The 25,671-nt window shown below is 71.2% G+C and carries 19 protein-coding genes; 8 read left to right on the forward strand and 11 right to left on the reverse strand.

The window, feature by feature from the left end:
* Positions 1 to 13: 13 nt before the first annotated feature.
* The 3 genes from B1729_RS16450 to B1729_RS16460 are packed head-to-tail and all read right to left on the reverse strand — an operon-like array spanning position 14 to position 3,404.
* The gene (locus tag B1729_RS16450; protein ID WP_239539685.1) at positions 14 to 1,237 is read right to left on the reverse strand and encodes a DUF4350 domain-containing protein; all 1,224 of its coding nucleotides are present in this window, start codon (positions 1,235 to 1,237) and stop codon (positions 14 to 16) included.
* Positions 1,234 to 1,920, reverse strand: a complete 687-nt coding sequence (locus tag B1729_RS16455) for a DUF4129 domain-containing protein (protein ID WP_163633853.1) — start codon at positions 1,918 to 1,920, stop codon at positions 1,234 to 1,236. Before B1729_RS16455 ends, B1729_RS16450 begins: the two co-directional genes overlap by 4 nt.
* Positions 1,911 to 3,404, reverse strand: coding sequence for a glycerophosphoryl diester phosphodiesterase membrane domain-containing protein (locus tag B1729_RS16460; protein ID WP_204318953.1), 1,494 nt, complete (start codon positions 3,402 to 3,404; stop codon positions 1,911 to 1,913). The genes B1729_RS16455 and B1729_RS16460 overlap by 10 nt, the downstream gene beginning before the upstream one ends.
* A gap of 222 nt (positions 3,405 to 3,626) precedes the next feature.
* Between B1729_RS16460 and mtrA the strand changes: the two genes are divergently transcribed.
* The 6 genes from mtrA to B1729_RS16490 all read left to right on the forward strand — a co-directional run bounded on the left by mtrA (position 3,627) and on the right by B1729_RS16490 (position 10,734).
* Complete coding sequence (gene mtrA, locus B1729_RS16465) at positions 3,627 to 4,307, forward strand: MtrAB system response regulator MtrA (protein WP_163616774.1); 681 nt, start codon at positions 3,627 to 3,629, stop codon at positions 4,305 to 4,307.
* A gap of 7 nt (positions 4,308 to 4,314) precedes the next feature.
* On the forward strand, positions 4,315 to 6,045 hold the full coding sequence (mtrB, locus tag B1729_RS16470) for an MtrAB system histidine kinase MtrB (protein WP_163616772.1): 1,731 nt from the start codon (positions 4,315 to 4,317) through the stop codon (positions 6,043 to 6,045).
* Complete coding sequence (locus B1729_RS16475) at positions 6,042 to 7,751, forward strand: LpqB family beta-propeller domain-containing protein (protein ID WP_163633855.1); 1,710 nt, start codon at positions 6,042 to 6,044, stop codon at positions 7,749 to 7,751. The genes mtrB and B1729_RS16475 overlap by 4 nt, the downstream gene beginning before the upstream one ends.
* A gap of 93 nt (positions 7,752 to 7,844) precedes the next feature.
* On the forward strand, positions 7,845 to 8,561 hold the full coding sequence (locus B1729_RS16480; RefSeq protein WP_163633885.1) for a phosphoribosyltransferase family protein: 717 nt from the start codon (positions 7,845 to 7,847) through the stop codon (positions 8,559 to 8,561).
* Between the two features lie 120 nt (positions 8,562 to 8,681).
* The gene (raiA, locus tag B1729_RS16485) at positions 8,682 to 9,341 is read left to right on the forward strand and encodes a ribosome-associated translation inhibitor RaiA (protein ID WP_163616768.1); all 660 of its coding nucleotides are present in this window, start codon (positions 8,682 to 8,684) and stop codon (positions 9,339 to 9,341) included.
* Between the two features lie 163 nt (positions 9,342 to 9,504).
* Positions 9,505 to 10,734, forward strand: a complete 1,230-nt coding sequence (locus B1729_RS16490) for an amidohydrolase family protein (protein WP_163633856.1) — start codon at positions 9,505 to 9,507, stop codon at positions 10,732 to 10,734.
* Positions 10,735 to 10,955: 221 nt separating this feature from the next.
* Here B1729_RS16490 and B1729_RS16495 read toward each other — a convergent pair whose 3' ends face one another.
* The gene (locus B1729_RS16495) at positions 10,956 to 12,329 is read right to left on the reverse strand and encodes a hypothetical protein (RefSeq protein ID WP_163633857.1); all 1,374 of its coding nucleotides are present in this window, start codon (positions 12,327 to 12,329) and stop codon (positions 10,956 to 10,958) included.
* Between the two features lie 211 nt (positions 12,330 to 12,540).
* Between B1729_RS16495 and B1729_RS16500 the strand changes: the two genes are divergently transcribed.
* On the forward strand, positions 12,541 to 12,948 hold the full coding sequence (locus B1729_RS16500) for a hypothetical protein (RefSeq protein WP_163616762.1): 408 nt from the start codon (positions 12,541 to 12,543) through the stop codon (positions 12,946 to 12,948).
* A gap of 115 nt (positions 12,949 to 13,063) precedes the next feature.
* On the opposite strand, the gene B1729_RS16505 is transcribed toward B1729_RS16500, so the two are convergent.
* The 7 genes from B1729_RS16505 to B1729_RS16535 form a co-directional block, all read right to left on the reverse strand.
* A complete protein-coding gene (locus tag B1729_RS16505) occupies positions 13,064 to 14,833 on the reverse strand; it encodes a DEAD/DEAH box helicase (protein WP_163633887.1) in 1,770 nt (589 codons plus the stop codon).
* A 169-nt stretch (positions 14,834 to 15,002) separates the two neighbouring features.
* Positions 15,003 to 17,867, reverse strand: a complete 2,865-nt coding sequence (locus B1729_RS16510; protein ID WP_239539686.1) for an FtsX-like permease family protein — start codon at positions 17,865 to 17,867, stop codon at positions 15,003 to 15,005.
* A gap of 11 nt (positions 17,868 to 17,878) precedes the next feature.
* On the reverse strand, positions 17,879 to 18,634 hold the full coding sequence (locus tag B1729_RS16515) for an ABC transporter ATP-binding protein (RefSeq protein WP_163633858.1): 756 nt from the start codon (positions 18,632 to 18,634) through the stop codon (positions 17,879 to 17,881).
* Positions 18,631 to 19,278, reverse strand: a complete 648-nt coding sequence (locus tag B1729_RS16520; RefSeq protein WP_163616758.1) for a PadR family transcriptional regulator — start codon at positions 19,276 to 19,278, stop codon at positions 18,631 to 18,633. The genes B1729_RS16515 and B1729_RS16520 overlap by 4 nt, the downstream gene beginning before the upstream one ends.
* Positions 19,279 to 19,313: 35 nt before the next feature.
* Positions 19,314 to 20,522 (reverse strand): ABC transporter permease, encoded by a 1,209-nt coding sequence (locus B1729_RS16525; protein WP_163633859.1) that lies wholly within the window; start codon positions 20,520 to 20,522, stop codon positions 19,314 to 19,316.
* Complete coding sequence (locus B1729_RS16530; RefSeq protein WP_239539687.1) at positions 20,519 to 21,475, reverse strand: ABC transporter ATP-binding protein; 957 nt, start codon at positions 21,473 to 21,475, stop codon at positions 20,519 to 20,521. Before B1729_RS16530 ends, B1729_RS16525 begins: the two co-directional genes overlap by 4 nt.
* Complete coding sequence (locus B1729_RS16535) at positions 21,463 to 22,392, reverse strand: biotin/lipoyl-binding protein (RefSeq protein ID WP_163633863.1); 930 nt, start codon at positions 22,390 to 22,392, stop codon at positions 21,463 to 21,465. Before B1729_RS16535 ends, B1729_RS16530 begins: the two co-directional genes overlap by 13 nt.
* A 232-nt stretch (positions 22,393 to 22,624) precedes the next feature.
* On the opposite strand from B1729_RS16535, the gene secA reads away from it, so the two are divergent.
* Positions 22,625 to 25,459, forward strand: coding sequence for a preprotein translocase subunit SecA (secA, locus tag B1729_RS16540; RefSeq protein ID WP_163616750.1), 2,835 nt, complete (start codon positions 22,625 to 22,627; stop codon positions 25,457 to 25,459).
* Positions 25,460 to 25,671: the final 212 nt, after the last annotated feature.

The following is a 25,671-nucleotide window of genomic DNA, read 5'->3' on the forward strand; positions in this document are numbered from 1 at the left end:
GGTGGCGTATCCGTCATCGGGGACTCCTTTCGGGGCGGACGGCCGCGCGGGCGGCGTCCTCGAGGTCTCTCAGGCGTGTGCTCAGGGCGACGAGGTCGGCGTCGCTGCGGGGGATCTCGTCGAGCAGGATGCCGCGCACCGCCCGGCGGTCGAGTCCGGTGCGCCCGGCGACGGCGTCGGCGATCTCGGGGGCGGCGGCGTTCGCGGCCAGCCCGAGCAGGGCGGCGAGGCGCCGCAGCGCGCCGATCCGGAGGCGGTCGGCGGCGTGCAGCGGATCTCCGGCGCGTGCGTAGAGGCGCGCACGGCCCTCGGTCGTCTCGGACGCCCGGACCGTCACCGGCAGGCGCTCGGCGACGAGCGGGCCGAACCGGCGGCCGCGCCAGATGCCCGCGGCCACACCCGCGACGAGCAGCAGGACGATGACGGGGCTCACCCAGGGCGGGGTGAGCTCGCCCAGCGAGGGGTTCGCGTCGGCGAGGTCGGTGTCGCCCAGGCCGGGCACGTACCAGACGGCGAGCGGATGCCGCCCCATCAGGTTCGCCGCGAGCGCGGCGTTGCCGTTCTCGGCGAGGTGCTCGTTCGTGAAGAGGGCGCCTGCGTCGACGGCGGCGACGCGGCCGCCTTCGATGGACCGGACGAGCAGCCCGAAGCCGTCGGCGGCCGGATAGCAGGCGGCTGCGCCGTCGCCCGCGCTGTAGAGGCCGCCCGGGGCCACCGCGCCGGCACGGACGGCGTCCTCCACCTCGCAGTCGGGTTCGACGCTCGCGGCATCCGTGCCGCCCGGGGCGACGCCGGCAGGGGCCGACCCCGGCAGCAGGAGGTCGAGCGTCCGAGCACGCGGTTCGATGAGCACGACATCGTCGGCGGCCTCGGCGAGGCCGGCCACGGCGTCGTCGGACAGCGCGGGTGCGTCGGGCAGCACGAGGGTCGCCGGCCCCGCTCCGAGGGCCTCGGACGCCGCGGCCCGATCGCGCGCGACGACGACATCGATGCCGTGATCCCGCAGCACCTCGACGATGGCGCGCGTCCCGGCGGGGCCTGTGGAGTCGGGGTCCAGTGCGCCGCGCTGGGCCCACTGATTGGCGGCCGACACCGCGCCGCCGATGCCGCCCACCACGAGAAGGGCGAGGGCGATGGCGACCCACGCGGTGACGCGGCGGCGGCGCGAGAGCGCGGGCGCCGCGGTGGTGTCAGGCAGTCCGGTCTCGGGCAGCGGGGGACTGGCCGTCGCGCTCACGCGGGCACCTCCTCGCGCGCCGTCGGCCGCGCCGAGACGACCGCGTCGTCAACCCCGGCGACGAGGCGGTAGAGCTCCGCCGTGCCGGGGCGCCGCAGGTAGCGAACGTCGTCGAACGCCGTCGCGGCGTCTTCGAGCCGGGTGGCGAGCGCAGGGAAGGCGCGCGCCGCGGCGCGCGCGAAGGCGTGCACGGTCGCGCCCGGGGGCGGGTCGACGACGCCGCGTTCGAGGCACCCCCGCGCGAGGGCGCGGAAACGGAGCACGATCGCCGCGTCCCAGTCGGACGCCCGGGCGCGCTCGCCGGCGGCGTCGCGCAGCTCGGCCGCGGAGCGGTGCTCGGCATCGCCGAAGAGAAGGGGAATGCGCGGGGCCGAACGGCGCGTCACCCGCGGCACACCCCACACGAGGAACGCCGCCACGATGATCACCACGACCACGATGGCGGCGACCAGGGCGAAGGTCGAGCCCCACCCGCCTGACACATCGGGGTTCAGCAGCGACGCGATGAAGTCGCCGATCGCACGCGCGATCCGGTCGAACGGTGTCGGCTCGGCGATGTCATAGGAAGGATCCGACAGCTCCTCCTCCGCCCAGCGCCGCGCTTCGTCGCCGTCCGGCATGAGAGGCGGCACGGCGTCGGCGGTGCGCCGGAGCGCCGGCAGCACGAGGGAGGTCAGGCCCACGGCGCGTCGCGGTCGGTGCCGCCGGGCGCGGCGCCGGGTGCGGTCCAGGCGGTGGACGAGGGCGGCTCCGCGGGCGGGGCGGCGTCGGGGAAGTCCGGGGTCGCGTCGGTTGCCGGGACCGCATGTTCTGCGGCGCCGTCCGGCGGCGACGAAGTCTCTGCCCCGGCGGCCGCCGCAGCCGGGGAGCCGGACGGACTCGAGACCCCTGGCTGAGCCGGGGATGCGGGAGGCATCGGCGCTGCGCCGTACGCGGGTGGTGCGCCGTACGCGGGTGGTGCGCCGTACGCGGGTGGTGCGCCGTACGCAGGTGGTGCGCCGTACGCCGGGGGGACGCCCTGCCCGGGCTGCGCGCCATAGAGCGGCTGTGCGGGCGCCGGGTATCCGGGCGGGTACGTCGGGTAACCCGCATACCCCGGGAACGCGCCCGGGACGCCCCGCGGTGCGATCGCACGCCCGATGTGCTCGCGATAGGGGTCCGCGAGGCCGGTGGCCCCGGCATCCCGCCGCTCCACATATGCCAGCAGGTCGAGATCGAGTCCCTCGCGCCGCATGCGGCAGTCGATGTAGATGAAGGCGGTCGCGGTCGACTGCACGACGACCGCGACGGACTGGAGCAGCAGGGTGAGCACCTGGGTCAGCAGGGCCGCCGCGATGAAGCCGATGATGGCGGTCGGCTCGGGGTCGCCGGTCGGCGCGATGATCGTGGTCAGGCCCATCGACAGGAAGCTCATCGGCAGGCTCACCACCTGCGCCACGGCGGCGAAGATGACGCTGATGACGACGATGACCCCGAGGGCGGGCCAGAAGCGCCGGCGCGTGAGCGTCCAGGAGCGCGACACGGCCTGCAGGATCGTGGCGTGCTCGACGATGATCACCGCGGGCACGAGCAGCAGCTTGACCATCAGCCACCACGTGAGCGGTATCGCGGCGAGGATGACCAGGATCGTGAGCGCGATCGCCGCCGGCAGCGCCGCCATCGCGATGCCCACGATCGCGAGCACGACGACGGTGACGAGGGCCGCCACGGCGAGGATCACCAGCAGCGAGTACCCGATCAGCCGCCACGCGATCGGCTTGACCTGTCGCCACAGCGCGCCGAGCGAGAGCTTCTCGGCGACCGCCGCGTGCGTCACCTCGACGACCACGATGCCCTGCACGATGACGCTGAGGGCGCCGGCAGCAAGCGACAGCACGATGCCCGCGATCGCGGTCAGGGCGATCGAGCCGGCCAGGATCGTGTCGTACTCTTCGGTGCCCTGCGGCACCGTGTCCAGGCGCGAGAACGTCGCCCACGTGACCGCGAGCACGCCTCCCAGCACCACGACGTAGGCCAGGGTCTGCACCACCAGTGCGAAGCCGAGGAGCACGCGCGGGTTCTGGCGCAGGGCGGCGAACGAGCGGCCCAGGATCGTCCCGAACGACAGCGGGTGCAGCGGGATGATCCCGGGGCGGGACGCCGGCGTCCAGGCCGGGTACGCGGTCACGGTTCCCCTCTCCGTCGGCGCCGGGCGGTCGGTGCGCGGCGATGGTCGGCTGTTCCTATCGTTCCACATCGACCGGATGCCGCACCCGCCGCGCGCGCGGCGCTCCCGGCGTGTGTTCGGGCGAGGCACGGCCGGTGCACAGCCCGTGTCGACTACTCTGTGGGAAGCGCATGGGGACGGCGCGTGCCGTCTGTGCCTGGAGAGAAGGAACGAGCGCGCGCGATGACTTCACGCATCCTGGTGGTCGACGATGACACCGCCCTCGCCGAGATGATCGGAATCGTGCTGCGCACGGAGGGCTTCGAGACGGTGTTCTGCGCGGACGGCGCCCAGGCGGTCGACGTCTGGCGCACCGAGCGCCCCGACCTCATCCTGCTGGATCTGATGCTGCCCGGAGTGGACGGCATCGAGATCTGCACCCGCATCCGCGCCGAGTCCGGCATCCCCATCATCATGCTGACCGCACGCACCGACACGGCCGACGTCGTGAAGGGCCTCGAGTCGGGAGCCGACGACTACATCGTCAAGCCGTTCAACCCCAAAGAGCTGGTCGCCCGCATCCGCACGCGACTGCGCCCGGCGAGCCAGCAGGTGAACGACTCGCTGCGCATCGGCGATCTGACGGTGGATGTCGCCGCCCACGAGGTGCGCCGCGGCGACGGACCGATCGCGTTGACGCCCCTCGAGTTCGAGCTGCTGGTGGCGCTGGCGTCGAAGCCGCAGCAGGTGTTCTCCCGGGAGATGCTGCTCGAGCAGGTCTGGGGCTACCACTACAAGGCCGACACGCGCCTGGTGAACGTGCACGTGCAGCGCCTGCGGGCGAAGGTCGAGAAGGATCCCGACAACCCCAAGATCGTCACGACGGTGCGCGGCGTCGGATACCGCGCCGGCGCCGTCGTCTAGGCGCGCCATGACAGCGCCGATCACGGGCGTGGCCCCGACCCGTGCGCGCGTCGCGTGGTGGCGCCTGTGGCGCGCGTGGCCTGGCAACATCGCCGGGCTGTGGCGGCGGTCGCTGCGCTTCCGGACGCTGCTGGTGACGATCGGCCTCACCGCGCTCGCCGTCGTCGTCGCCTGCGTGTGGATGGGCCTGGCGATCCAGAACGACCTCTTCACCTCGCGCAAGGATCAGGTCCTCATCGATGCGGAGCAGGCGCGCGCGGCGGCGCAGCGCACCCTCGACGCCGCGGTGCAGAGCGATGCCGTTCCGATGCAGAACGTCATGACCCTGGCGTTCACGACGCTCCGCGACCAGTCGTCGGCCGCGATGGTCGCCGCCTATCGGATCGGGCCTCCTGTGCCGAACGCGCCCCAGGACTTCAGCACGGCCGAAGAGGTGATGTCCGACCTGCTCACCACGTCCATGCGCGCGCTCGTGCGCACCAACCCCGATCAGCAGATCTGGCAGCCGGTCGCGCTGCCCGACGGTGCCGACACGAGCGTGCCCGGCATCATGGTCGGCCAGCAGCTCGCCATCGACGGCGTCGCCTCGTACGAGCTGTATCTGGCGTACGACCTCGCCAACGCTCCGCAGACGCTGACCTTCGTGCAGCGCACGCTGTGGGTCGTGGGCATCGGGCTGGTGCTGCTCATCAGCGGAATCGCGTGGTTCGTGCTGCGATCGGTCACCGTCCCCATCAGCGAGGCTGCCGACACCAGCGCCAAGCTCGCGGCCGGGCAGCTGGACGTGAGACTCGAGGTGCACGGCGAGGACGAGCTGGCCACTCTCGGCCGCTCCTTCAATGCGATGGCCGACAGCATCGAATCGCAGATCAAGGAGCTCGCCGAGCTCTCGCTCGTACAGCAGCGATTCGTGTCGGACGTCTCCCACGAGCTGCGCACGCCGATGACGACGATCCGCCTGGCCGCCGACATGATCAACGACCAGCGGGCGGACTTCGACCCCGCCACCGCGCGGGCGGCCGAACTGCTGAACGCCCAGGTGCAGCGGTTCGAGACGCTGCTGACCGATCTGCTGGAGATCAGCCGTTACGACGCGGGATCGGTGCAGCTGGAGCTGGAGCCGACGAGCCTCGCACACCTGGCCGAAGACGTCATCGGCTCGATGCAGCAGCTGGCCGAGCAGCATGGCACCGACGTCCGTCTGGTGGCGCCCGGCGGGTACTCCCCGGTCGAGATGGACCCGCGCCGCGTGCGCCGCGTGGTGCGCAACCTGCTCGGCAACGCGATCGAGCACGGCGAGGGCCGGCCGATCGTGGTCACCGTCGACAGCGATCAGCAGGCCGTCGCCATCGGGGTGCGCGACTTCGGGATGGGCATGAAGCCGGAAGAAATCGAGCACGTCTTCGATCGCTTCTGGCGTGCAGACCCGTCACGCAAGCGCACCATCGGCGGTACGGGCCTCGGCCTGTCGATCGCCCTGGGGGACGCGAAGCTCCATGGCGGCGAGCTGGCGCTGTGGTCGGAGCCCGGCCGGGGCACGAACTTCGTGCTGACGCTGCCACGCCAGGCAGTGCCCCTCAACGGCGCGTCCCCGATCCCGATCGATCCAGGCGAGGACGCGGTCGCCCCGCTGGATGATCTGGGAATCACCGCGCCGATCGATGTGCCCCCGGCATCGGGCGCCGGCGGAGGCCCGGGGCTCGGTACCGCCGCCGCACCGCGAGGAGGAATCGCATGACACGGACACGCGGCATCCTCGCGCTCCTGCTGGCGCTGTGCACGGTGATCGTCACGGGCTGTGCGGGATTCCCGACGGGCGGCCCGCCCGAGTACGGGATGGAGAACGGCGGAACGGGCGACGGCTCGCAGAACGTGGCGTTCATCCCGAACCGGCCGCAGCCGGGTGCCACGCCGCAGCAGATCGTCGAGGGCTTCATCGACGCCGGTTCCGGGCCGGGTGTCACCGGCAACTGGGACGTCGCCCGGGAGTTCCTCGCGCCCTCGATCGCCGACGACTGGGCGCCGGAGGTCAGCGTCATCGTCGATGAGCGTGCCGAACGCGACTACGTCGAGACCCAGGAGGGCGTGGTCGACTTCGCGTCCGAAGTCGTCGCCAGCGTCGACGACAAAGGCGCATACGAGCGCGCGGACCTCTCGCCGGGAAGTTGGTCGTTCCGCCTCGAGAAGCAGTCCGACGGCGAGTGGCGCATCACGGAAGCCCCCAACGGCATCTGGCTCGACGAGGCGCAGTTCCCCACGGTGTTCCACCGCTACCCGCTGATGTACTTCGATCGTTCGTGGCAGTATCTGGTGCCCGACGTCCGCTGGTTCCCGGTGACCAAGGCGGCGGGAAGCATCGCCGACGCCCTCGTGAACAAGCCCCCGAGCGAGTGGCTGGTGGATTCGATCTACACCGCCTTCCCCGACGGTGTGACGGTGGTGCCGTCCGTCCTCGTCGACGACGACGGAGTGGCGGAGGTCGCGCTGTTGGGCGGCGTGCTCGGCGCGAATCGGGAGGCGCTCGACCGCATGCTCACGCAGCTGGAGGAGAGCCTGAGGACGGCCGGCGTGACGGAGGTCGTGATGACCGTCGAGTCCACCCCGGTCGACGCGGAGCCGGTGGCTGTGCGCTCGACCCGTGTGCCGGCGGCGCCACTGGTGCTCACCGAGGCGGGCTTCGGCTTCCTCACCGGCGACGAGATCGACAAGATCCCCGGGCTCTCCGCGGCGGTCGAGAACGTGCCGGCCATCAGCGTTCAGGTCGGCCCGGAGCGGGACCTCGCGGCCGCGAGACTGGATTCGGGCGCCGTGGTCCGGCTCAACGCCGGCGGAACGGAAGCCGAGACCCTCGACACACGCAGCGGGCTGGTGGACCCCACGATCGACGGGTACGGGACGGTGTGGAGCGTTCCACGTGACGACCCCGGTGCGGTGCATGCCTACCTGCCCGGCGGCGATGTGGTGGAGGTGGCTGACGCGTGGAGCGGGGCCACCGAGATCGCGGCCATGGCGCTCTCGCGAGACGGCACGCGCATCGCCGCCGTCGTGAGCGCCGGCGGGCGCGCGGCGCTGTGGGTCGCGGGAGTGGTGCGCAACGAGGACGGACTGCCCGTACGACTGGGCACCCCCGTGCCGCAACTTGCGGTGGTCGGCGGTGCGGTGATCGGTGTCACGCGGATCGGGGTCACGTGGATCGACGATGTGACGGTCGGCGTGCTCAGCAGCGGTGACGCCGAATCCGCCGTCCTCGAACAGGTCGTCGGAGGACCGACGTCGTTCTCGACGGCCGCGTCCGACATAGCGTCGATCGCGGGTGGCACCGGCATCTCGAGCCTGCGCCTGCGGGCCGACGACGGCACACTCTACGTCAAGCGGGGCACGGCCTGGCAGCCTACGGCCACCGGCATCCTCCTGCTCGCGACGCAGCAGGGGGCGCCGCAGTAGCGCTCCTCCCCAGCGAGGAGCTTCGGCGGATTCTCCACCGGAGGCGGCTTCGGGGCCTCTGAGAGGCATCCCGACCGCCAGGCTGTTCCCGTGATGAGGGAGCTTTCGATCGTCCTGCGCGAGGCATGCGCCGACGCGCTGGCGCTGCTTCTGCCGGTCTGGTGCGCGGGCTGCGACGAGCCCGATATCGCCCTCTGCGAGCGGTGCGCACTCGCGCTGCAGCCCGACGTCCGACGTCGGGTCGTGGAGGCGCCCGGGGGAGCAATCGAGGTGTGGAGCGGGCTCGCGTTCGACGGTGTCGCGGCGCGGGTGCTGCGAGCGATCAAGGAGGATGGCCGCACCGGCCTCGCCGCCGCACTGGCGCCGACGCTCGCCGCCGTCCTCGATCGGGCGGGCGCGGCCGGCTGCCTGGTGGTGCCGATGCCCACGTCGCGGGCGGCGTACCGCCGCCGCGGGTTCCGGGTGCCCGAGCTGCTGCTCCGCCGGGTCGGTCGCCCCGGGCGTCGCCTGCTGCGCTACGCGCGCCGCACGGCCGACCAGCGCGGCCTCGATCGCGACGGTCGGCACCGCAATGTCGGGCACAGCATGGTGACGACGACGTCCCGCTCCGCTCCCCAGGGCGGCGAGATCACGGGGGATTCCGGTCACCCGGGGCCGGGCGCGGCTCTGAGGGTCGTGGTGGTCGACGACGTCGTGACGACGGGTGCCAGCCTCGCAGAGGCGGTTCGTGCGCTGCGGGCCGCGGGCGTCGAGGTGGTGGCTGCGGTCGCCCTCGCAGCGACCCCGCGGCGGCATGGCAGACCTGAGTGAACGGGACCCGTCGCATTCGAAACTCACAGGTGACAGAGTCCGGACGCCGGGCTACCGTGGGGATGACAAGGCGACTGATGGTCCGCCCTTGGCCGGGCGGACCGGAACAAGGAGGCAGGGATGGAAACCAGCATCGTCGGCGTGGGAGTGGGGATCACGGATCGCTTCCGCGGGGTCGTCGAAGAGAAGGCCGCCCGCATCGAGAATCTCGCCCCCCGCGCGCAACGCGTGGATGTCAAGGTCACGCACCGCGCCTATCACAACGGCCGTGTCGAAGACGAGACAGTGGAGCTCACCGTCAACGGCAAGGGCCCCGTGATCAGGGCCGAGGCGACGGACGGCGACAAGTTCACCGCTCTGGACCTCGCGGTCGACAAGTTGTGCGAGCAGCTGCGTCGTGCGAAGGACAAGCGCGTCGACGCGCGCAACCATCCTCGCGGAGCCAAGTTCGAGAAGGGCAGCGGCGCAATCCAGGGGATCGATCTGCAGCCGGCGTCCGTCGACGTGCTCCGTGCCGTCGCGACCGGCGAGATCCCGATCGTCACCGGCAACGAAGAGGAAGAGGGCTATACGCCGGTCGTCATCCGGACGAAGGAGTTCCACCCCGAATGGATGTCGGTGGAGGAGGCCGTCGACCGCATGGAGCTGGTCGGGCACGACTTCTTCCTCTTCATCGACGCCCGCAGCGACCACCCGAGTGTCGTGTACCGCCGCAAGGGCTGGGACTACGGTGTGATCTCGCTGACCACGCAGGCGCAGCCGGAGGAGCTGGCCTCCTGAGCCGGCGCCGATCCGTCCAGCCGGCGGTGCGCTGAGGAGCGAACGACCTGGCGGAGAATGTAGGGGTGCGGCCGGTTCGGTCGCACCCCTCGCGCTGTCGGTGCGCGGACCAGGCTCCCGGCCGCGCCGCGGCCGGCGGCATCCCCCTCCGGAAGGACTCCCCGTGATCATCCGCAACGTGCGCCCGTGGGGCGCTGACGTCGCCGACATCGTCATCGAAGGCGGCCGCATCGCCGCGATCGCGCCTCACGACGCGGCGACGGCACCGGCGGCGGACGACGTCGACGGGCGGGGACGCCTGGCGCTCCCGTCGTTCAGCGACGTGCACGTGCACCTCGACTCCTCGCGCATCGGCCTCCCCTTCCGCCCGCACAGTGCCGTTGGCGAGAATGGGCGAGCGCCGGGGGTGTGGGGGATGATGCTCAACGACCGGGACAACTGGCGCCACACCGACGTGCCGCACGCCGAGATCGTCGCGGGCACGCTCGAGCAGATGATCGCGAAGGGCACGACGCGTGTGCGCACGTACGCGCAGGTCGACGTCGACTGCAAGCTCGAGAAGTTCGACTCGGTGCTGGCCGCGAAGGAGAAGTTCCGCGGCCACGCCGATGTGCAGATCATGACGTTCCCGCAGGCCGGCATCCTGCGCGAAGCCGGCACGGTCGACTACCTCGAGGAGTCACTCAAGCAGGGTGCCGATGTCATGGGCGGCATCGATCCGAGCCAACTCGACCGGGACCCCGTCAGGCACCTCGACATCGTGTTCGGGCTGGCCGAGAAGTACCAGATCGAGGTCGACATCCACCTGCACGAGCCGGGTGCCCTCGGCGTCTTCAGCACTGAGCTCGTGCTCGAGCGCACGCGTGCGCTCGGCATGCAGGGCAAGGTCACGATCTCACACGCCTACGACCTCGGCTCGGTGTCGGACGCCGTGAGCCGACGCCTCATCGACGAGTTCGCCGAGCTGGATGTCGCAATGGCCACCATCGCCCCCTCCACGACGGGGCACCTGCGCCTGGTCGACCTGATCGAGGCCGGGGTGCGGGTGGGCCTCGGGGAGGACGGCCAACGCGACTACTGGAGCCCCTACGGCAACTGCGACATGCTCGACCGCACATGGCAGCTCGCGTTCGTCAACGGCTTCCGTCGAGATGACCACATCGAACTCGCGCTCGCGGTCGCCACGATGGGTGGGGCGTCGATCATGAGCAATGCCTCGCCGCGCGTGACGGGCGTCGGCGATCGTCCCGGCGTCACCGTCGGCGACCGCGCCGACCTCGTGCTCGTCGACGGCGAGACCCCGACGAGCGCCGTGATGGACCGCGGTGCCGACCGCACCGTCCTCCACGACGGCCGGGTCGTGGCCGACGGCCTGCGCGTCGTCGCCATCTGAGAGCCCAGTCGTCACCGGGGAGCGTTGCGCCGCGCAGGCGCGGCGGGTTCCCCTCAGTCAGTGGGGCTGCAGACCAAGGGCTGGTCACCGGACACGCCGAGGACGGATGCCGTGGCCCGGCGTGTCGCCGTGACCGACCATGCTTTTCGCATCAGGGCAGGACGCGGTGGACCCACGCACACGATGGCAGCGCCTCAGAGCAGCGGCGCCGTCGGCCGGCGTCAGTCGATGAAGCCGTCGAGGAGGCTGCCGATCACCAGACCGCCGAGGATGCCGCCCATGAGGTCGCTCCCGCCGCCCCGGCGACCGCCGCCCCAGCCCTGCTGACCGTAGCCCTGCTGACCGTAGCCCGGCGCACCCCACTGCTCAGGCTGCGGGCGGGCGGCGTCGATGTCGCGCTGGGCCAGCTGCAGTGCTTCGCTTGCGAGGAACGCCGCGCGGCGGGCCATGGCGAACGCCTGCTCCCGGTGGTCTTCGTCGATCGTCGTGACTGCGGCGGCCGAGGCGCCGAGGTAGCGATCGAGGTCGAGACGAACGCGCTCAGCCTCGGCGAAGCGGGTGCGGGCATCGGCCCCGATCCAGCCCCGGTGCCCGGCGATCACGTCGCGCGACACGGCGAGCTGCCGGTCGGCGTCGTCGATCGCGTGCCGGACGTGCTCGAGCGGAGGAATCGGGCGCGCGGCGCGCTCGCGGGCCTTGGCGATCGCGGCGTCCAGTCCGGCATTCGCCTCTCGCAGGAGGGTCAGCTGCTCGAACGGATCGGTGTTCACCCCTGCCGCCGGCAGCGCGGCGAGGGCGGCCTGGAGCTCGCTGATCGCGGCGCTGACGGCGGGGGTCTGCGGCTCTCTGAGGGCGACCACGAGGTCGCCGCGCGAGTCCTCGACGATGGCGGCGAGCGTCGATTCGGCGCGCAGCGCCTCGACCTCGAACGTCTCGACGGCGTCGAGCAGCGTCTCGGCCCGGCGCACCGACTCGGTGGCGGCCTCGAGGGCCATGTTCGCCTGCTCGCGCTGCCCAGCCTCACGGCGCCGCTCCGCCACGCCGGCGCTGTGCTCGGCGAAGCCGAGCAGCTGCTCGGCCTCCGCCGGGTTCGCGTCGATCTGAGCGAGAGCGTGCGACGAGTAGCGGACCGCCAGGCGCTCGACGGTCGAGCGGGCATCCGGAAGACGCAATCGCAGCCGCGCGGCATCCGCACGGACCCGCGCGATGATCTCGGGAGCGCGACGCGCCCGCTCGATCTGCGCCGCGAGCGTCTCGGTGCGGTCGTCGAGCAGATCCTCGGCCCACTCGCAGAGCTGCGCGATGCGCGCGTTGCGCGTCCGGAGCTCTTCGGGGGTGTCGGGGATCTCGTCGTGGTTCAGCTGGTGCAGGTGGAACGCCTCCTGCAGGTGGGTGCGCACCGCCGCCACCGCCTCGCGGAGATCCGACGTGGGACCGGCGCCGAGTTCGGCCTCGGCGAAGGCGAGCTCGTCGGTGGTGAGTCGCAGGCGCTCGTCCGCAGCTACCAGCGCCTGCTGCGCCCGGCGCGCCAGATCGGCGTCCTGCGTGTTCAGCTCTTCCTGCTCGCGCTTGCGTTTGCCCCAGAATCCGGCCATGGATCGATCCTACGGGCGCCGCTGGGAGCAACCTGAAGCGCGGGGGCCGCGGAGTGGGATGTTCGCGCACAGCGTGGGCGGAAGCGGCATCGGGCGGCGTCCGGCGACGGCTGCGGCATCCGTCCCGGCTCGTTGTATCAGGAGGGCGCCGAGCATGCTCTCGCAACCGGGTGGGGCGTGTCCATGCGCCCCGGGGAGAAACGGAAACACCATGATCCGCAAGATCATCGGGGCCACGGCCCTGAGTGCCGCGCTCGTCTTCGCCGGCGCGGGCGTCGCATCGGCGCACGAGTGCTACATCCCGCACCGCTCCGACGAGGGCAACGCGGGCGCCAGCCACTCGAAGAACTGGGTGACGCTCGACATCTCGGAGCTGTTCGTGGGCGCGCACGAATTCCTCGGAGGGGAGGCGCTCACGCCCGAGCAGGTGCAGGAGGCCGTGGAGATGACCGCGGCACGGGGCATCCCGACGTCACTCACGACGTTCGCCCGCGACACCCTGCCCAAGGGCAATGCGCCGGAGTCGCACTCGACCGACGGGAAGGGCATCGATCACTATTTCCACGCGTTCGAGGACGACCTGATCAACATCTTCCTCACGGTGCGCGGCGACATCTGACATCGCGGACGCGGAAGGCGGGCGGGGCCATGGTGGTCCCGCCCGCCCGCCTTGCGCGCGCTGTCGCGCACGGCGCCCGATCCGCCGTCACGTACGGGGGAGGACGACGGATGCCTCAGCCGTCGGTGCGCTTGTGCCGGGGCTTGCGCGCCGGACGGTCGTCGTACGAGCCGCGTGCCGCCGAGTCGCCGTAGCCGCGGCCGCTCGAGCCCCGGTCGTCGCGGGGGCGGGATGCTCCGTCGGTCCGGCGCTGGGGGCGTCCGCTGTCGGGACGCAGCTCGATGAGCTGCCCCGAGATGCGGGTGTCTGCAAGCCGGTCCAGAGCCTCGCGCGGCAGGTTCGCAGGGAGCTCGACCAGCGAGAAGTCAGGCATGATCTTGATCGCGCCGAAGTCATCGCGGCGGAGGCCGCCCTCGTTCGCGAGCGCGCCCACGATCTGGCGGGGCTCGACGCGCTGACGCTTGCCGACGGCGATCCGGTAGGTCGCGAATCCCTCGCGCGGGGCGCGGCGCTCGCCGCGCTCCGGACGGTCGCCGCGATCGGGGCGCTCGGTGCGCTCTCGTGCGGCGGGCGCGGCGTCGGGCTCGAGGAGCAGCGGGGTGTCGCCCTGCGCGACGACGGCGAGGGCCGCGGCCACGTCGGCCTCGGGCACGTCGTGGTTGCGGACGTAGTGGGCGACGATGTCGCGGAACGCCTCGATGCGCTCGGCCTCGCCGAGGGCCGCGGTGATGCGGTCGTCGAAGCGCGAGAGGCGGGTCACGTTGACCTCGTCCACGCTCGGCAGCGGGATCTCGGTGAGCTGCTGACGGGTGGCGCGCTCGATCATCTTGACCAGGCCGCGCTCGCGCGGCGTGACGAAGCTGATGGCGTCGCCGGTGCGGCCGGCGCGACCGGTGCGGCCGATGCGGTGGACGTAGGACTCGGCATCCGTCGGGATGTCGTAGTTCACGACGTGTGAGACGCGCTCGACGTCGAGGCCGCGAGCGGCGACGTCGGTCGCGACCAGGATGTCGAGCTTGCCCGACTTCAGCTGGTTCACCGTCTTCTCGCGCTGCGGCTGGGCGATGTCGCCGTTGATCGCGGCGGCGGAGTAGCCGCGTGCGCGGAGCTTCTCGGCGATCTCCTCGGTGACGCTGCGCGTGCGGCCGAAGACGATCATGCCGTCGAAGTTCTCGACCTCGAGGATGCGCGTGAGGGCGTCCATCTTCTGCTGCCAGGCGGTGATGAGGTAGCGCTGCGAGATGTTCGCCGAGGTCTGGGTCTTGGACTTGACCGTGATCTCTTCGGGGTCGCGAAGGTACTGCGACGCGATCCGTCGGATCTGAGCCGGCATGGTCGCCGAGAACAGCGCGACCTGCTTGGTGGCGGGGGTCTCGGCGAGGATGGTCTCGACGTCCTCTGCGAAGCCCATCTTGAGCATCTCGTCCGCCTCATCGAGCACCAGGTACTGGAGCGCAGAGAGGTCGAGGGTGCCCTTCTCGAGATGGTCGATGATGCGGCCGGGCGTTCCGACGACGATGTGCACGCCGCGTCGGAGCGCCGACAGCTGCACGCCGTAGCCCTGGCCGCCGTAGACGGGGAGGACGTGCACGTCCTTCAGGTGGCCGGCGTACTTCTCGAACGCCTCGCACACCTGCAGCGCGAGCTCGCGTGTGGGGGCGAGCACGAGGGCCTGCGGGGTCTTCTGCGACAGGTCGAGGCGATCGATGATCGGCAGCGCGAACGCGGCGGTCTTGCCCGTTCCGGTCTGTGCCATGCCCACCACATCGCGGCCGCCCAGCAGCGTCGGGATGGTCGCCGCCTGGATCGCCGAGGGAGTCTCGTAGCCGATGCCCTTCAGCGCCTTGAGGACGGGCTGGCTCAGCCCGAGGTCGGAGAAGGTCATCGCTGCGGGCTCGGTCTGAGCCTCGTCTTCGATCTGGTCGGCGTTCGTGTGCACAGTTAAGCGTAGCGGGACACGCCTGTGAGGCGACAGGATGCCGCACCATCAGGTGATCTGGGTGGCCTGGAGGCCCGGCATCCGCCGTCGCCGTGCGAGCGTGGAGCGCACCCCGTCAAGTGATCGCCGTGCGGCGGGTGAGGTCGGGGCGCCGCGGCGGCACGAGCCAGTTGACGAGTGCGATCGCGAGCGACAGGCCGAGACAGAACATCACCAGGAACTGCCACGGGATGTCGCTGAGCACGAGCGCACCCCGCGACTGGATCGCGAAGCCGATCGGCGGAAGGATGCCGGCGATGGCGCCTGCCATCGTGCCGAAGCCGGCGATGATGAGGCCCTGCCAGAATCCGATGTTCCGGCGCAGCACCGGCGTACCGCCGACCGCGGCGAGGGTCGCGTCGTCGGGCCGGCGCTCGAAGCGGGCGAGACCCAGCGCCACGGCGCTGGCTCCGAGCACGAGGACGCCGACGACCGACAGCAGAGGGACCATCCAAGTGGCGTCGCTCGGCGGCCCTGCCTCGAAGCTGTACGACAGCGTGAAATCGTCACCGCTCGCAAGCTCCAGCTGCGCCTGCAGGCGATCGCGCCCCTCCGTCGATGGCGGCGCCTCGACGGTGGCGATCACGCGCTCGGGGAAAGCGGCGATGCCCAGCCGGTCGGCCGTCGTCGGGGCGATGGCGATCGCGGTCGGCTGCAGCGGGGCGTCGACGAGGATCGCGTCCACCCGCTCCTCCCATATGGGGTCGGCGATCCGCTGACCGGTCCAGGGGATCCACACATTGCTCGGCATCCCGTCGATCAGGTCGCCGCCGGACCACGCCGCGATGGAGATCTCGCCGTCGGTGACGAAACGGCGGTCCGCGACGATCGCCGCGCCGTCGCGGTAGGCGGCGCGCTGGCCGGCGGTCAGCGTGACGCCGAGCACCGTCTCGAGGTCGTCGGGTCGCACGACCGAGAGCGGATTGTCGGGATCCTGGCCGTTCGAGGTGTAGCTGTCGTCCACCTCAGGGTCGAGCAGGTGCTCCGGCGGAAGCAGCGCGATCGCGAGGGTGAGCTCGTCCGGAACCTCCGCGGGCGAGCCGTAGTTCCAGTGGGTCGGCGACTGTCGTGCGACGACGGCGACGTCGGTCGCGCCCGCGTCTTCCGCCACGTCCACCGCGGCGGCCGCACCGGTGCGGGCAGCATCCGGGTCGACCACCCCCATCGTGCTGGCGGCACCCGGCCAGATGCTGATCGAGAGACTCCCGAGCGGGGCGGCGTAGTACCAGGTGCGGGCATTCTGAGCCGTCTGCATCGAAGACTGCCCGACCGCGAACACCCCGATGAACACCGTCGCCGCGATGGCCGCGAATGCCGGCACCGTGCGGCCCGCGTTGGCCGCGGCATCCCGCGACGCGATCCTCGCCGCAAGCCCGACGCGCGAGAGGAGGCGGGACGTCGTCCACAGGAGCCAGCCGCCCGACATGAGAATGCCCACCTGGGTGAGGATCGGACCGACGACGATGCCCAGGGCGGGGATGTACCGCAGCGGGGAATCGCCGGTGAGGTCGGACACGTTCACGGCAGCGACGACGAAGGCGCACACGATCGTCGTCGCGACGCCGACGAGCAGCACGATGGATCCCCACACCGGCCGCGCCACTCCCGGCTTCTGCGGGCGGCGGGCGCCCCGCAGCGCACGCAGCGGGTCGGTGCGCGCGACCGTGCGCGACGGCCCCAGAGCGGCCGCGGTGCCGACCACCACCGCGAACACGAAGATCGCAGCCAGGCCCGGCCAGGGCACGTGGAAGCCCCAGTACTGCGTGGCGCTGCCGTCCGCCGTGACGGCGACGACGAGCGCGGCCACTCCGACGCCGAGGATCAGTCCCGTCACGCCCCCGAGCGCGCCGAGGGTCGTGCCCTGAAGGAGGACGATCCGCGACAGGTCGCCGCGATTCGCCCCGACGCTCGCGGCCACGGCGAGCGACCGCTGCTGACGGCGCGCCGCGACCGCGAAGGCGGCGCCGGCCAGCATGACGACCACATACGCGGCGAACAGGCCGCCGGCCGACACCACGAGCACGGTCGGCCAGACGTTCGCCCACTGGTCGAGCACCGAGCCGCGCACCTCTTCACGCAGCGCGGTCGGCGGATCGAGCACGACGGCACGCGAGTAGGCGACGACGCCCTCTTCGTTGAGCGTCTGCACGTCCGCCCACGACAGCGCGGGCTCGGGCAGGTACCACCTTCGTTCGCCGCCGATCACGCCGCGCAGTTCGGCGGTGCCCGGCAGAAACACCGCGCCGGCGGCATCGGGCAGGATCGCGGCATCCAGTGTTCCGACGATCTCGAAGGTGCCGGCGCCGTCGGCGAGGGTCAGATCTCCGCCGATCAGGACGCCCAGCCGCTCGAGGGTCGCCGGGGTCACCATCGCCTCGGTGGCGTTGGTCGGACGCTCGCCCTCGACGAGGTCGAACGCGCCGGAGAAACGGGGATCCCAGGCGTCGCCCGTCCACGCCGCAACGAGGCCCAGTCCGGCGCGTGTCTCGATGCGCGCACTGGCGCTCGTGAGCAGGATCGTCTCGGTGCCCGCCGGCAGCGCGGCCATCGGATCGTCGGGGATCGCGCCGTCGGGCACCTCCCAGCTGCCGTCGGCGCCCGCCGGATATCCGGTCCACTGCGGCTGGGTGGGCGCCTGCCAGAACCCCTCGCCCGCGACGCCCGCGGGGGTGATCCACGCCTGCATCTCACCCAGTTCGGCCCGCACCCGGTCTGCGGGCGTGCCGAGGGTGCTCGCCGCGAAGATGCCGTAAGCGGTCATCGCCGCGATGGGAAGCGCCACGAGCGTCACGACGAGCAGGCTCGACAGCTTGGTGCGGCCTACCTGCCGGCGCGCGAGCCGGATCGCCACGCGCCACCGGCTGGCGGCTGAGCCGAGGGTCGCGGTGACCGGCCGTGCCTGCGTGCCGCTCACCTTCGGCGCGTCGAGCACCGCGGTCATCGGGCCGTCCGTCACCGCACCCCCGACAGCAGTGTCTCGGCGTCCGGGCGGCGCGACTCGTCGATGATCCGCCCGTCGCGCAGGAACACGATGCGGTCGGCGAAGGCGGCATGCCGGGCTTCGTGCGTGACGAGGATGCCGGCGGCTCCGGCATCCACTCGCGCACGCAGCACCTTCAGCACCATCTCGCCCGTGATCGAGTCGAGTGCGCCGGTCGGTTCGTCGGCGAGGATCAGCCGCCGCCCGCCGACGACGGCGCGCGCGATCGCGACGCGCTGCTGCTGACCGCCCGACAGGTCGTCGGGGTACGCGTCCGCCTTGGCTTCGAGCCCCACCGAGGCCAGCGCGTCGCGGCCGGCGCGGCGGGCGACGCGCAGGCGGAAGCCGTCGAGCTCGAGGGGGAGCGTCACGTTTTCCAGCGCCGTGAGCGTCGGGATGAGGTTGAAGTCCTGGAAGACGAAGCCCAGCGACCGCCGCCTCAGCCGGGCGAGCTCCCGCGGCGACTGCTCGCTGAGGTAGGCCCCTTCGATCACGACCTCGCCCGTCGTCGGCATCGCGAGCCCGCCGGCGATCGTGAGCAGGGTCGACTTGCCCGAGCCGGAGGGTCCCATCACGGCGACGAGCTCGCCCGGCTGCACCTCGAAGTCGACGCCCGACAGCGCCGAGACCGCGGTCGCGCCGGTGCCGTACTGCTGCGTCACGCCGACCAGGCGCAGCACCGGAGCCTGCGCTTCGACAGGCTCAGCAACCGGTCGGACGGCGGTCATCGCCCCGCGCCCGTGGCCGTGGGCGTGTCGTCCCGCTTCGCTCGCCCGACGACCGCGGGCTCCTTGGCGGGGCGTCCGCGCTTGGGCTTGTCGGTCGACAGCTCCAGGGTCATGGCGTGATCGGGATGCAGCGCCAGGCGCTGCTCGGAGTGATCCAGCCACCGCACCTCGGCCTCGGCGGCGAAGATCATCGAGTCGACCACGAGCGACCAGGCGAGCTCCTCCGGGCCGTCCGGATTGGCACCGGCGTACTTCGCGCGGTTCAGCTCCTGCAGCTGCGCCAGCGACGCGCGGCGCTGCGTCTGGACGATGTCCGCCACGTCGACCCCCGGCAGAGTCGCCGCCACAGCCAGCTTGATCGCCAGCTCGTCGCGCGTGCCGTGCCCGCGCTGGACCGGCGAGGCCAGCCACGACCTCACCTCGTCGGCCCCGGCATCCGTGATCTCCCAGTAGACGTGACCATGCTCGTCGATGTCGCCCTTCTCGACCAGCCCGTCGCGTTCGAGGCGGTCGAGCGTGTTGTAGATCTGGCCGACGTTGAGCGGCCACGTCGAGCCGGTGCGGCGGTCGAACTCCGCGCGCAGCTGGTAGCCGTAGCACGGCCCTTGATCGAGGATGGCGAGCAGACTCTGACGAACGGACATGGGTTCTCCTTCGGGATGGAGCGTCGGCGCCTCGGCTAGAAGCGCAGCGCGTCGATCACGTTCGAGCGGACGGCGACGAGGGCGGGGATGAATCCGGCGAGGGCGCCGATCGCGACGGCGGCAACGAGACCGATGACGGCGGCACGCATCGGGAACGGCGGGATGTCCTGCATCCCCTGGAACATGTCGAGGACGAACGGAGCCTTGAGGATCGCGACGGCGATCGCGATGCCGACGATGCCGGCGACCGCAGTCGCCACGACCGACTCGAGCATGACCGACGAGAAGATTCGGCTTCCCGTCGCCCCGAAACTGCGCCGCACGCCGATCTCGCGGATGCGCTGGCGCATGGCGACGAGCTGGATGTTGACGAGCCCGAGGCCACCCAGCAGCAGCACGAGCCCCGCGATCCCGCCGGTGACCAGCTCGAACGTCTGGGCGTACTGGGCCTGATCCGGTCGCGACGCCCAGTCGGTGCGGCTCACCATGACGTCGATTCCGTCGAGACCCGCGCGGAGGTCGGCGGCGAGCGCCGGGCCGATATCCGCCGCCATGTCTTCGGGCACCCACGCCTCCCACATGACCGCCATGTCGGGAGGAAGGATGCCGCGGCGCTCGGTGTAGTCGCCGAACAGCATCGTCACGTGCTTGTCCTCGTCGCCGATGTACTCCCGCGGCGTCACGCCGACCACGGTGTACGACCCGCCCACGTCGCCCTGGAGCTGCAGCGCGAAGCCCGTGGCGAGCGCAGGGCTGCCGTACACGTTCCACAGCGCCTCGGTGATGACGACCGGGGGAGAGGCGAGGTCGGCGTCAGCCTCGGTGAACCAGCGCCCCTCGAGGAGCGGCGTGCGGTGGATCACCGGATAGGCCGGGTCGACGAGACGCGTCGACACCTGTCGCACCTGCTCCGGAGTCTGGACCGGGAGCATGACGGGATCGACGATCCGCGTGAAATGAGAGAACTCGTATCTCTCGACCACCCGGTCGACGTGCGCCCCGAACTCCTCCCAGTCCATCGGCGCGCCGTCGGTGCTGTTCGCCATGAACTGGATCGTCGCCGGGCGCCCGCCGAACCGGTCGGACTGCTCCGTCATCTGCTGCTGCTGGTACTCGCTGAGCGCGACCACCGCGGTGATCGCCCCGACCGACACCGCGATGCCGATGAGGCTCAGCAGCACGCGCAGCTTGTGATGACGGATCTCGGACCACGCCTCGCCCAGCGCGCCGACCAGGCCGCTCACGACGCCACCTCGAGGGGGTCGGCCGCCTTGGCGGCGGGCTGGGGCTCGGCGCCGTCGGGCTCGGTGTCGGCGACGGCATCAGGCTCGGCGTCGGGGACGGGAGCCGGATCAGCGTGGCCGCCGGAATCGGGCTCGGTGTCCGCGACGGGGTCAGGTCCGGGGCCGTCGGGCACCGGCTCGGCGCTGCCCGGGACCGGCACCTCCTCGACGCTGGCGGCGAGCCCCGACGCGTCTGCCGCGGCCGCGTTGGCGGGCACGTCGAGCGCGAAGGCGGTGAGCACGCCGGCGTCCAGGCGGTAGTGGCGGCGGGCGCGGGCGGCGACGTTCAGGTCGTGGGTGATCGTGACCAGCGCAGCGTCGGCCTCGGAGGCGATCTCGTCGAGCAGAGACATCACGGATGCCCCGGTCTCGACGTCGAGCGCGCCCGTGGGCTCGTCCGCCAGGATGAGCGCCGGCCGGCGCACAAGTGCCCGTGCGATGGCGACGCGCTGCTGCTCGCCGCCGGAGAGCTGCTCCGGGGTGGACTCGATGCGGTGGCCGAGTCCGACGCGCTCGAGCATGCGGGTCGCCGCCGTGCGGCGCGTCCAGAAGTCGCGTCCGCGGGCGTACCCGAGCGGCATCATCACGTTCTCGAGCGCGGTACGCCCGGCGAGCAGGTTGAACTGCTGGAAGACGAAACCGACGTTGCGTCCGCGCAGCCGGTCGAGCCGGGCCTTGCGCATGCGCCGCACCGGCTCGCCGCGGAACGCGACACTGCCCTCCGAGGGGGCGTCGAGCATGCCCATCAGGTTGAGCAGGGTGGACTTGCCCGAGCCGCTGCGTCCGACGATGGCCACGTGATCGCCCGCCGCGATCTCGAGGTCGATGCCGCGGAGGATGTCGAGGCGCGTGTCGTCGGGCAGGATCACATGCTTGGCGACCCCCTCGAGCCGGACGAGGCTCACCAGTTCCATCCCTGCGGCTCGCAGTACTCGCCGCCCATGCCGTCGTCATAGCAGACCGGTTCGTCGTCGGCGGCGATCCCGGGAACGTACTGGCGCACCTCCTCGCCCTCCTGCAGGCCGCTCGTGACTTCGACGATGGTGCCGTCGTTCACGCCGAGCGCGACATCCCGCTCCTCCATTTCGCCCGCGCCGGCATCCACCCACACGACTCCGGTGCCGTCCCCGCCCTTCACCGCGGTCGTCGGGACGACCAGCACGTCCGACACGGTGCCGAGGTCGATGTCGAGCTGCGTCTGGAGTCCCGCGAACACCGTCTGGTCGCCGGGTACCGCGCACGTCACGGTCGTGGTGCCGTCCTCGGCGACCTCGACCCTCAGCCCGGTGCAGGTGAACGGCGCGGGGCCGCCCTGGATCGTCACCGACCCCTCGGCGGGCGCTCCTTGCAGGCGGTACAGCTGCACCGGCTCGACCGTGGCCTGCACGTGATAGCGCGCCGGCGTCAGCTTCGCCAGCTCACCCCCGATCGACGCGGGCTGACCCTTGACGACGGCGAGCTCGCTCACATCTCCCGCCTCGGCCGCGACGACGTCGACGTTCTTCACGGGGTCGGCCTGCTTGATGGTGAACAGCTTCTGTCCGGCGACGACCGCCTGGCCGTTGGCGACATGCACGGCGGTGACCGTCCCGTCGATCTCGGAGCGGAGCGGGTAGGCGGCATCCCGCGCGATCGTTCCCGGCAGGCTCAGCGCATTGGCGACCTCGGCGCGCTCCACGGCCACCACGGGATCGGCGATCTGCGCGGAGGGGCTGACGGCGGCGGCCGGTGCGGCATCCGGGAAGAACGCGATCTTCACGAGGGCGGCTGCTGCCGCCCCGAGGATGACCACCATCAGGATCGGGAAGATCCATCGCCGCCAGACAACCATGTCGTACCTTTCGGTCAGGGCATACCCAGTATGTAGTCACCGAGTATATGCATACCCGGAATGCAATGACATCGACGGGTTTCCCGCGCGTCGCGCGGCGGGGACGACTCCACACCCAGCGCACACCAAGGTCACGGGTGGATAACATAGGCAGGTATGCCTGGGGCCATGCGCCCGGGCAGCGTCGGCGGCGTTGCAGCCGCACCCCGAAGCTTGAAGATGGAGACACTCCGTGGCCAACCCCCTCGAGAAACTGCTTCGCGCCGGTGAGGGTCGCATCCTCCGGCGGCTCCAGCAGGTCGTGAAGGCCGTCGGCGCCCTGGAAGAGGACTACGAGCACCTCACCGACGAAGAGCTCCGGGGCGAGACCGCCGAGCTGCGGGCCCGCTATCAGGCCGGCGAGACACTCGACCAGCTCATGCCCGAGGCGTTCGCCGCGGTCCGCGAGGCGGCCAAGCGCACACTGGGCCAGCGCGCCTACGACGTGCAGATCATGGGCGGCGCGGCCCTGCACCTCGGCAACATCGCCGAGATGAAGACCGGTGAGGGCAAGACGCTCACCGGCGCCTTCCCCGTCTACCTCAACGCGATCGCGGGCCAGGGCGTCCACGTCATCACCGTCAACGACTATCTCGCGTCGTACCAGTCCGAGCTCATGGGCCGCATCTATCGCGCGCTCGGCATGACCACCGGCACGATCGTCGCCGGGCAGACGCCCGAAGTGCGGCGTGAGCAGTACAACTCCGACATCACGTACGGCACGAACAACGAGTTCGGCTTCGACTACCTGCGCGACAACATGGCGTGGCGCAAGGAAGACCTCGTGCAGCGCGGCCACTTCTACGCGATCGTCGACGAGGTCGACTCGATCCTCATCGACGAGGCCCGCACCCCGCTCATCATCTCGGGTCCGTCGTCGGGCGAGGCGAACCGCTGGTTCGTCGAGTTCGCGAAGATCGCCAAGACCCTCGAGGCGGGCGTCGACTACGAGGTCGACGAGAAGAAGCGCACCATCGGCGTCCTCGAGCCCGGCATCGAGAAGGTCGAGGACTACCTCGGCATCGACAACCTCTACGAGTCGGCGAACACCCCGCTCATCTCGTTCCTGAACAACTCGATCAAGGCGCTCGCGCTCTTCAAGCGCGACACCGACTACGTCGTGATGAACGACGAGGTCATGATCGTCGACGAGCACACCGGCCGCATCCTGGTCGGCCGCCGCTACAACGAGGGCATCCACCAGGCGATCGAGGCCAAGGAGGCCGTGCCGGTCAAGGCCGAGAACCAGACGCTCGCCACGGTCACGCTGCAGAACTACTTCCGCCTGTACGACAAGCTCGCCGGCATGACCGGTACCGCCGAGACCGAGGCGGCCGAGTTCATGTCGACGTACCAGCTGGGCGTCGTGCCGATCCCGACGAACAAGCCGATGATCCGCAAGGATCAGGCCGACCTCGTCTACAAGAACGAGACGGCGAAGTTCGCCCAGGTCGTCGAAGACATCGCGCGCCGCCACGAGTCCGGCCAGCCGGTGCTGGTCGGCACCGTGAGCGTCGAGAAGAGCGAGTACCTGTCGCGCCTGCTCGCGAAGAAGGGCATCAAGCACGAGGTCCTGAACGCGAAGAACCACGCGCGCGAGGCCGAGATCGTCGCCCGCGCCGGGCGCCTGGGCTCCGTGACGGTCGCGACCAACATGGCCGGCCGCGGCACCGACATCATGCTCGGCGGAAACGCCGAGTTCCTGGCGGTGCAGGAGCTCAAGGCCAAGGGGCTGGACCCGGAGGAGACCCCGGAGGAGTACGAGGCCGCGTGGGGCTCGGTCTACGAGGCGACCCGCGACCTCGTGGCATCCGAGGCCACCAAGGTCGTAGAGGCTGGCGGCCTCTACGTGCTCGGCACCGAGCGCCATGAGTCGCGCCGCATCGACAACCAGCTGCGCGGTCGCTCCGGCCGTCAGGGCGACCCGGGCGAGAGCCGCTTCTACCTGTCGCTGACGGACGACCTCATGCGGCTGTTCCAGTCGGGCGCCGCCGAGGCGATCATCGCCCGCACGAACTTCCCCGACGACGTCGCGATCGAGTCGGGCATGGTGACGCGAGCGATCAAGTCCGCGCAGAGTCAGGTCGAGGCGCGCAACGCCGAGATCCGCAAGAACGTCCTCAAGTACGACGACGTCCTCAACCGGCAGCGCGAGGCGATCTACTCCGACCGCCGCCACATCCTGCAGGGCGACGACATCGCCGACCGCGTGCAGCATTTCATCGAAGACGCGATCAACACCGTCATCGACGACCACACCGGGTCGGGTCACAGCGAGAACTGGGACTTCGACGCGCTGTGGACCGAGCTGAAGACGCTCTACCCGGTCGGTGTGACGATCGACGAGGTGGTCGCCGAGGCAGCGGGACGCAAGGGCGGCATCACCGCCGAAGGACTCAAGCGCGAGATCCTCTCCGACGCGCGCATCGCGTACGAGAATCGCCAGACGACCCTCGGCGAGGCGGCGACGCGGGAGCTCGAGCGCCGCGTGGTGCTGCAGGTGCTCGACCGCCGCTGGCGCGACCACCTGTACGAGATGGACTACCTCAAGGACGGCATCGGCCTGCGCGCCATGGCCCAGCGCGACCCGCTGATCGAATACCAGCGCGAGGGCTACCAGATGTTCCAGGCCATGATGGGGCAGATCAAGGAGGAGTCGGTCGGCTACCTCTACAACCTCGAGGTCGAGGTGCGCCGTCAGGGCGAAGCCGGCGCCGAGCAGGTCACCCAGGTCGAGGCGAAGGGCCTCGGCGCGCAGCCCGTCGAGAGCCAGCGGCTGCAGTACACCGCGGCGAACGACGCCGGCGAGGTCGAGGTGCGCAACGACCGCGGGCAGGTGGAGCAGGCGGCGACGCGGCTGCGTCAGGCCGCTGCGGCCGCTGCCGCCACGCCGGCGCAGCAGCAGGCCCCCGCGGCCGAGCCGCAGCGCGGCGCCTTCGGCCAGCGCACGGAAGCCGACGCTCCGGCGGCGCAGCAGGCTCCGCTGAACCGCGCCCAGCGCCGCGCCGCCGAGCAGCGCAAGAAGTAAGGGAGGATGCCTCGGCACGGCGTACGACGTCGAGCCGAGGCATCCCGTCTCCACGACCGGCCTCGTCGACGTCGGCCGCGCTTCGACGCCGGCTCGCGGCATCCACGCCTCCAGATCAGGTGATTTCGCGGAGGTAGGACGATTTCGCGCAGATCGTCCTACGCCGGTGAGATCACCTGATCTCGCGACCGCCTGGGTCGCGAGCCACGGGG

The sequence above is a fragment of the Microbacterium sp. B35-04 genome, assembly GCF_010634885.1.
Lineage (GTDB): Bacteria > Actinomycetota > Actinomycetes > Actinomycetales > Microbacteriaceae > Microbacterium.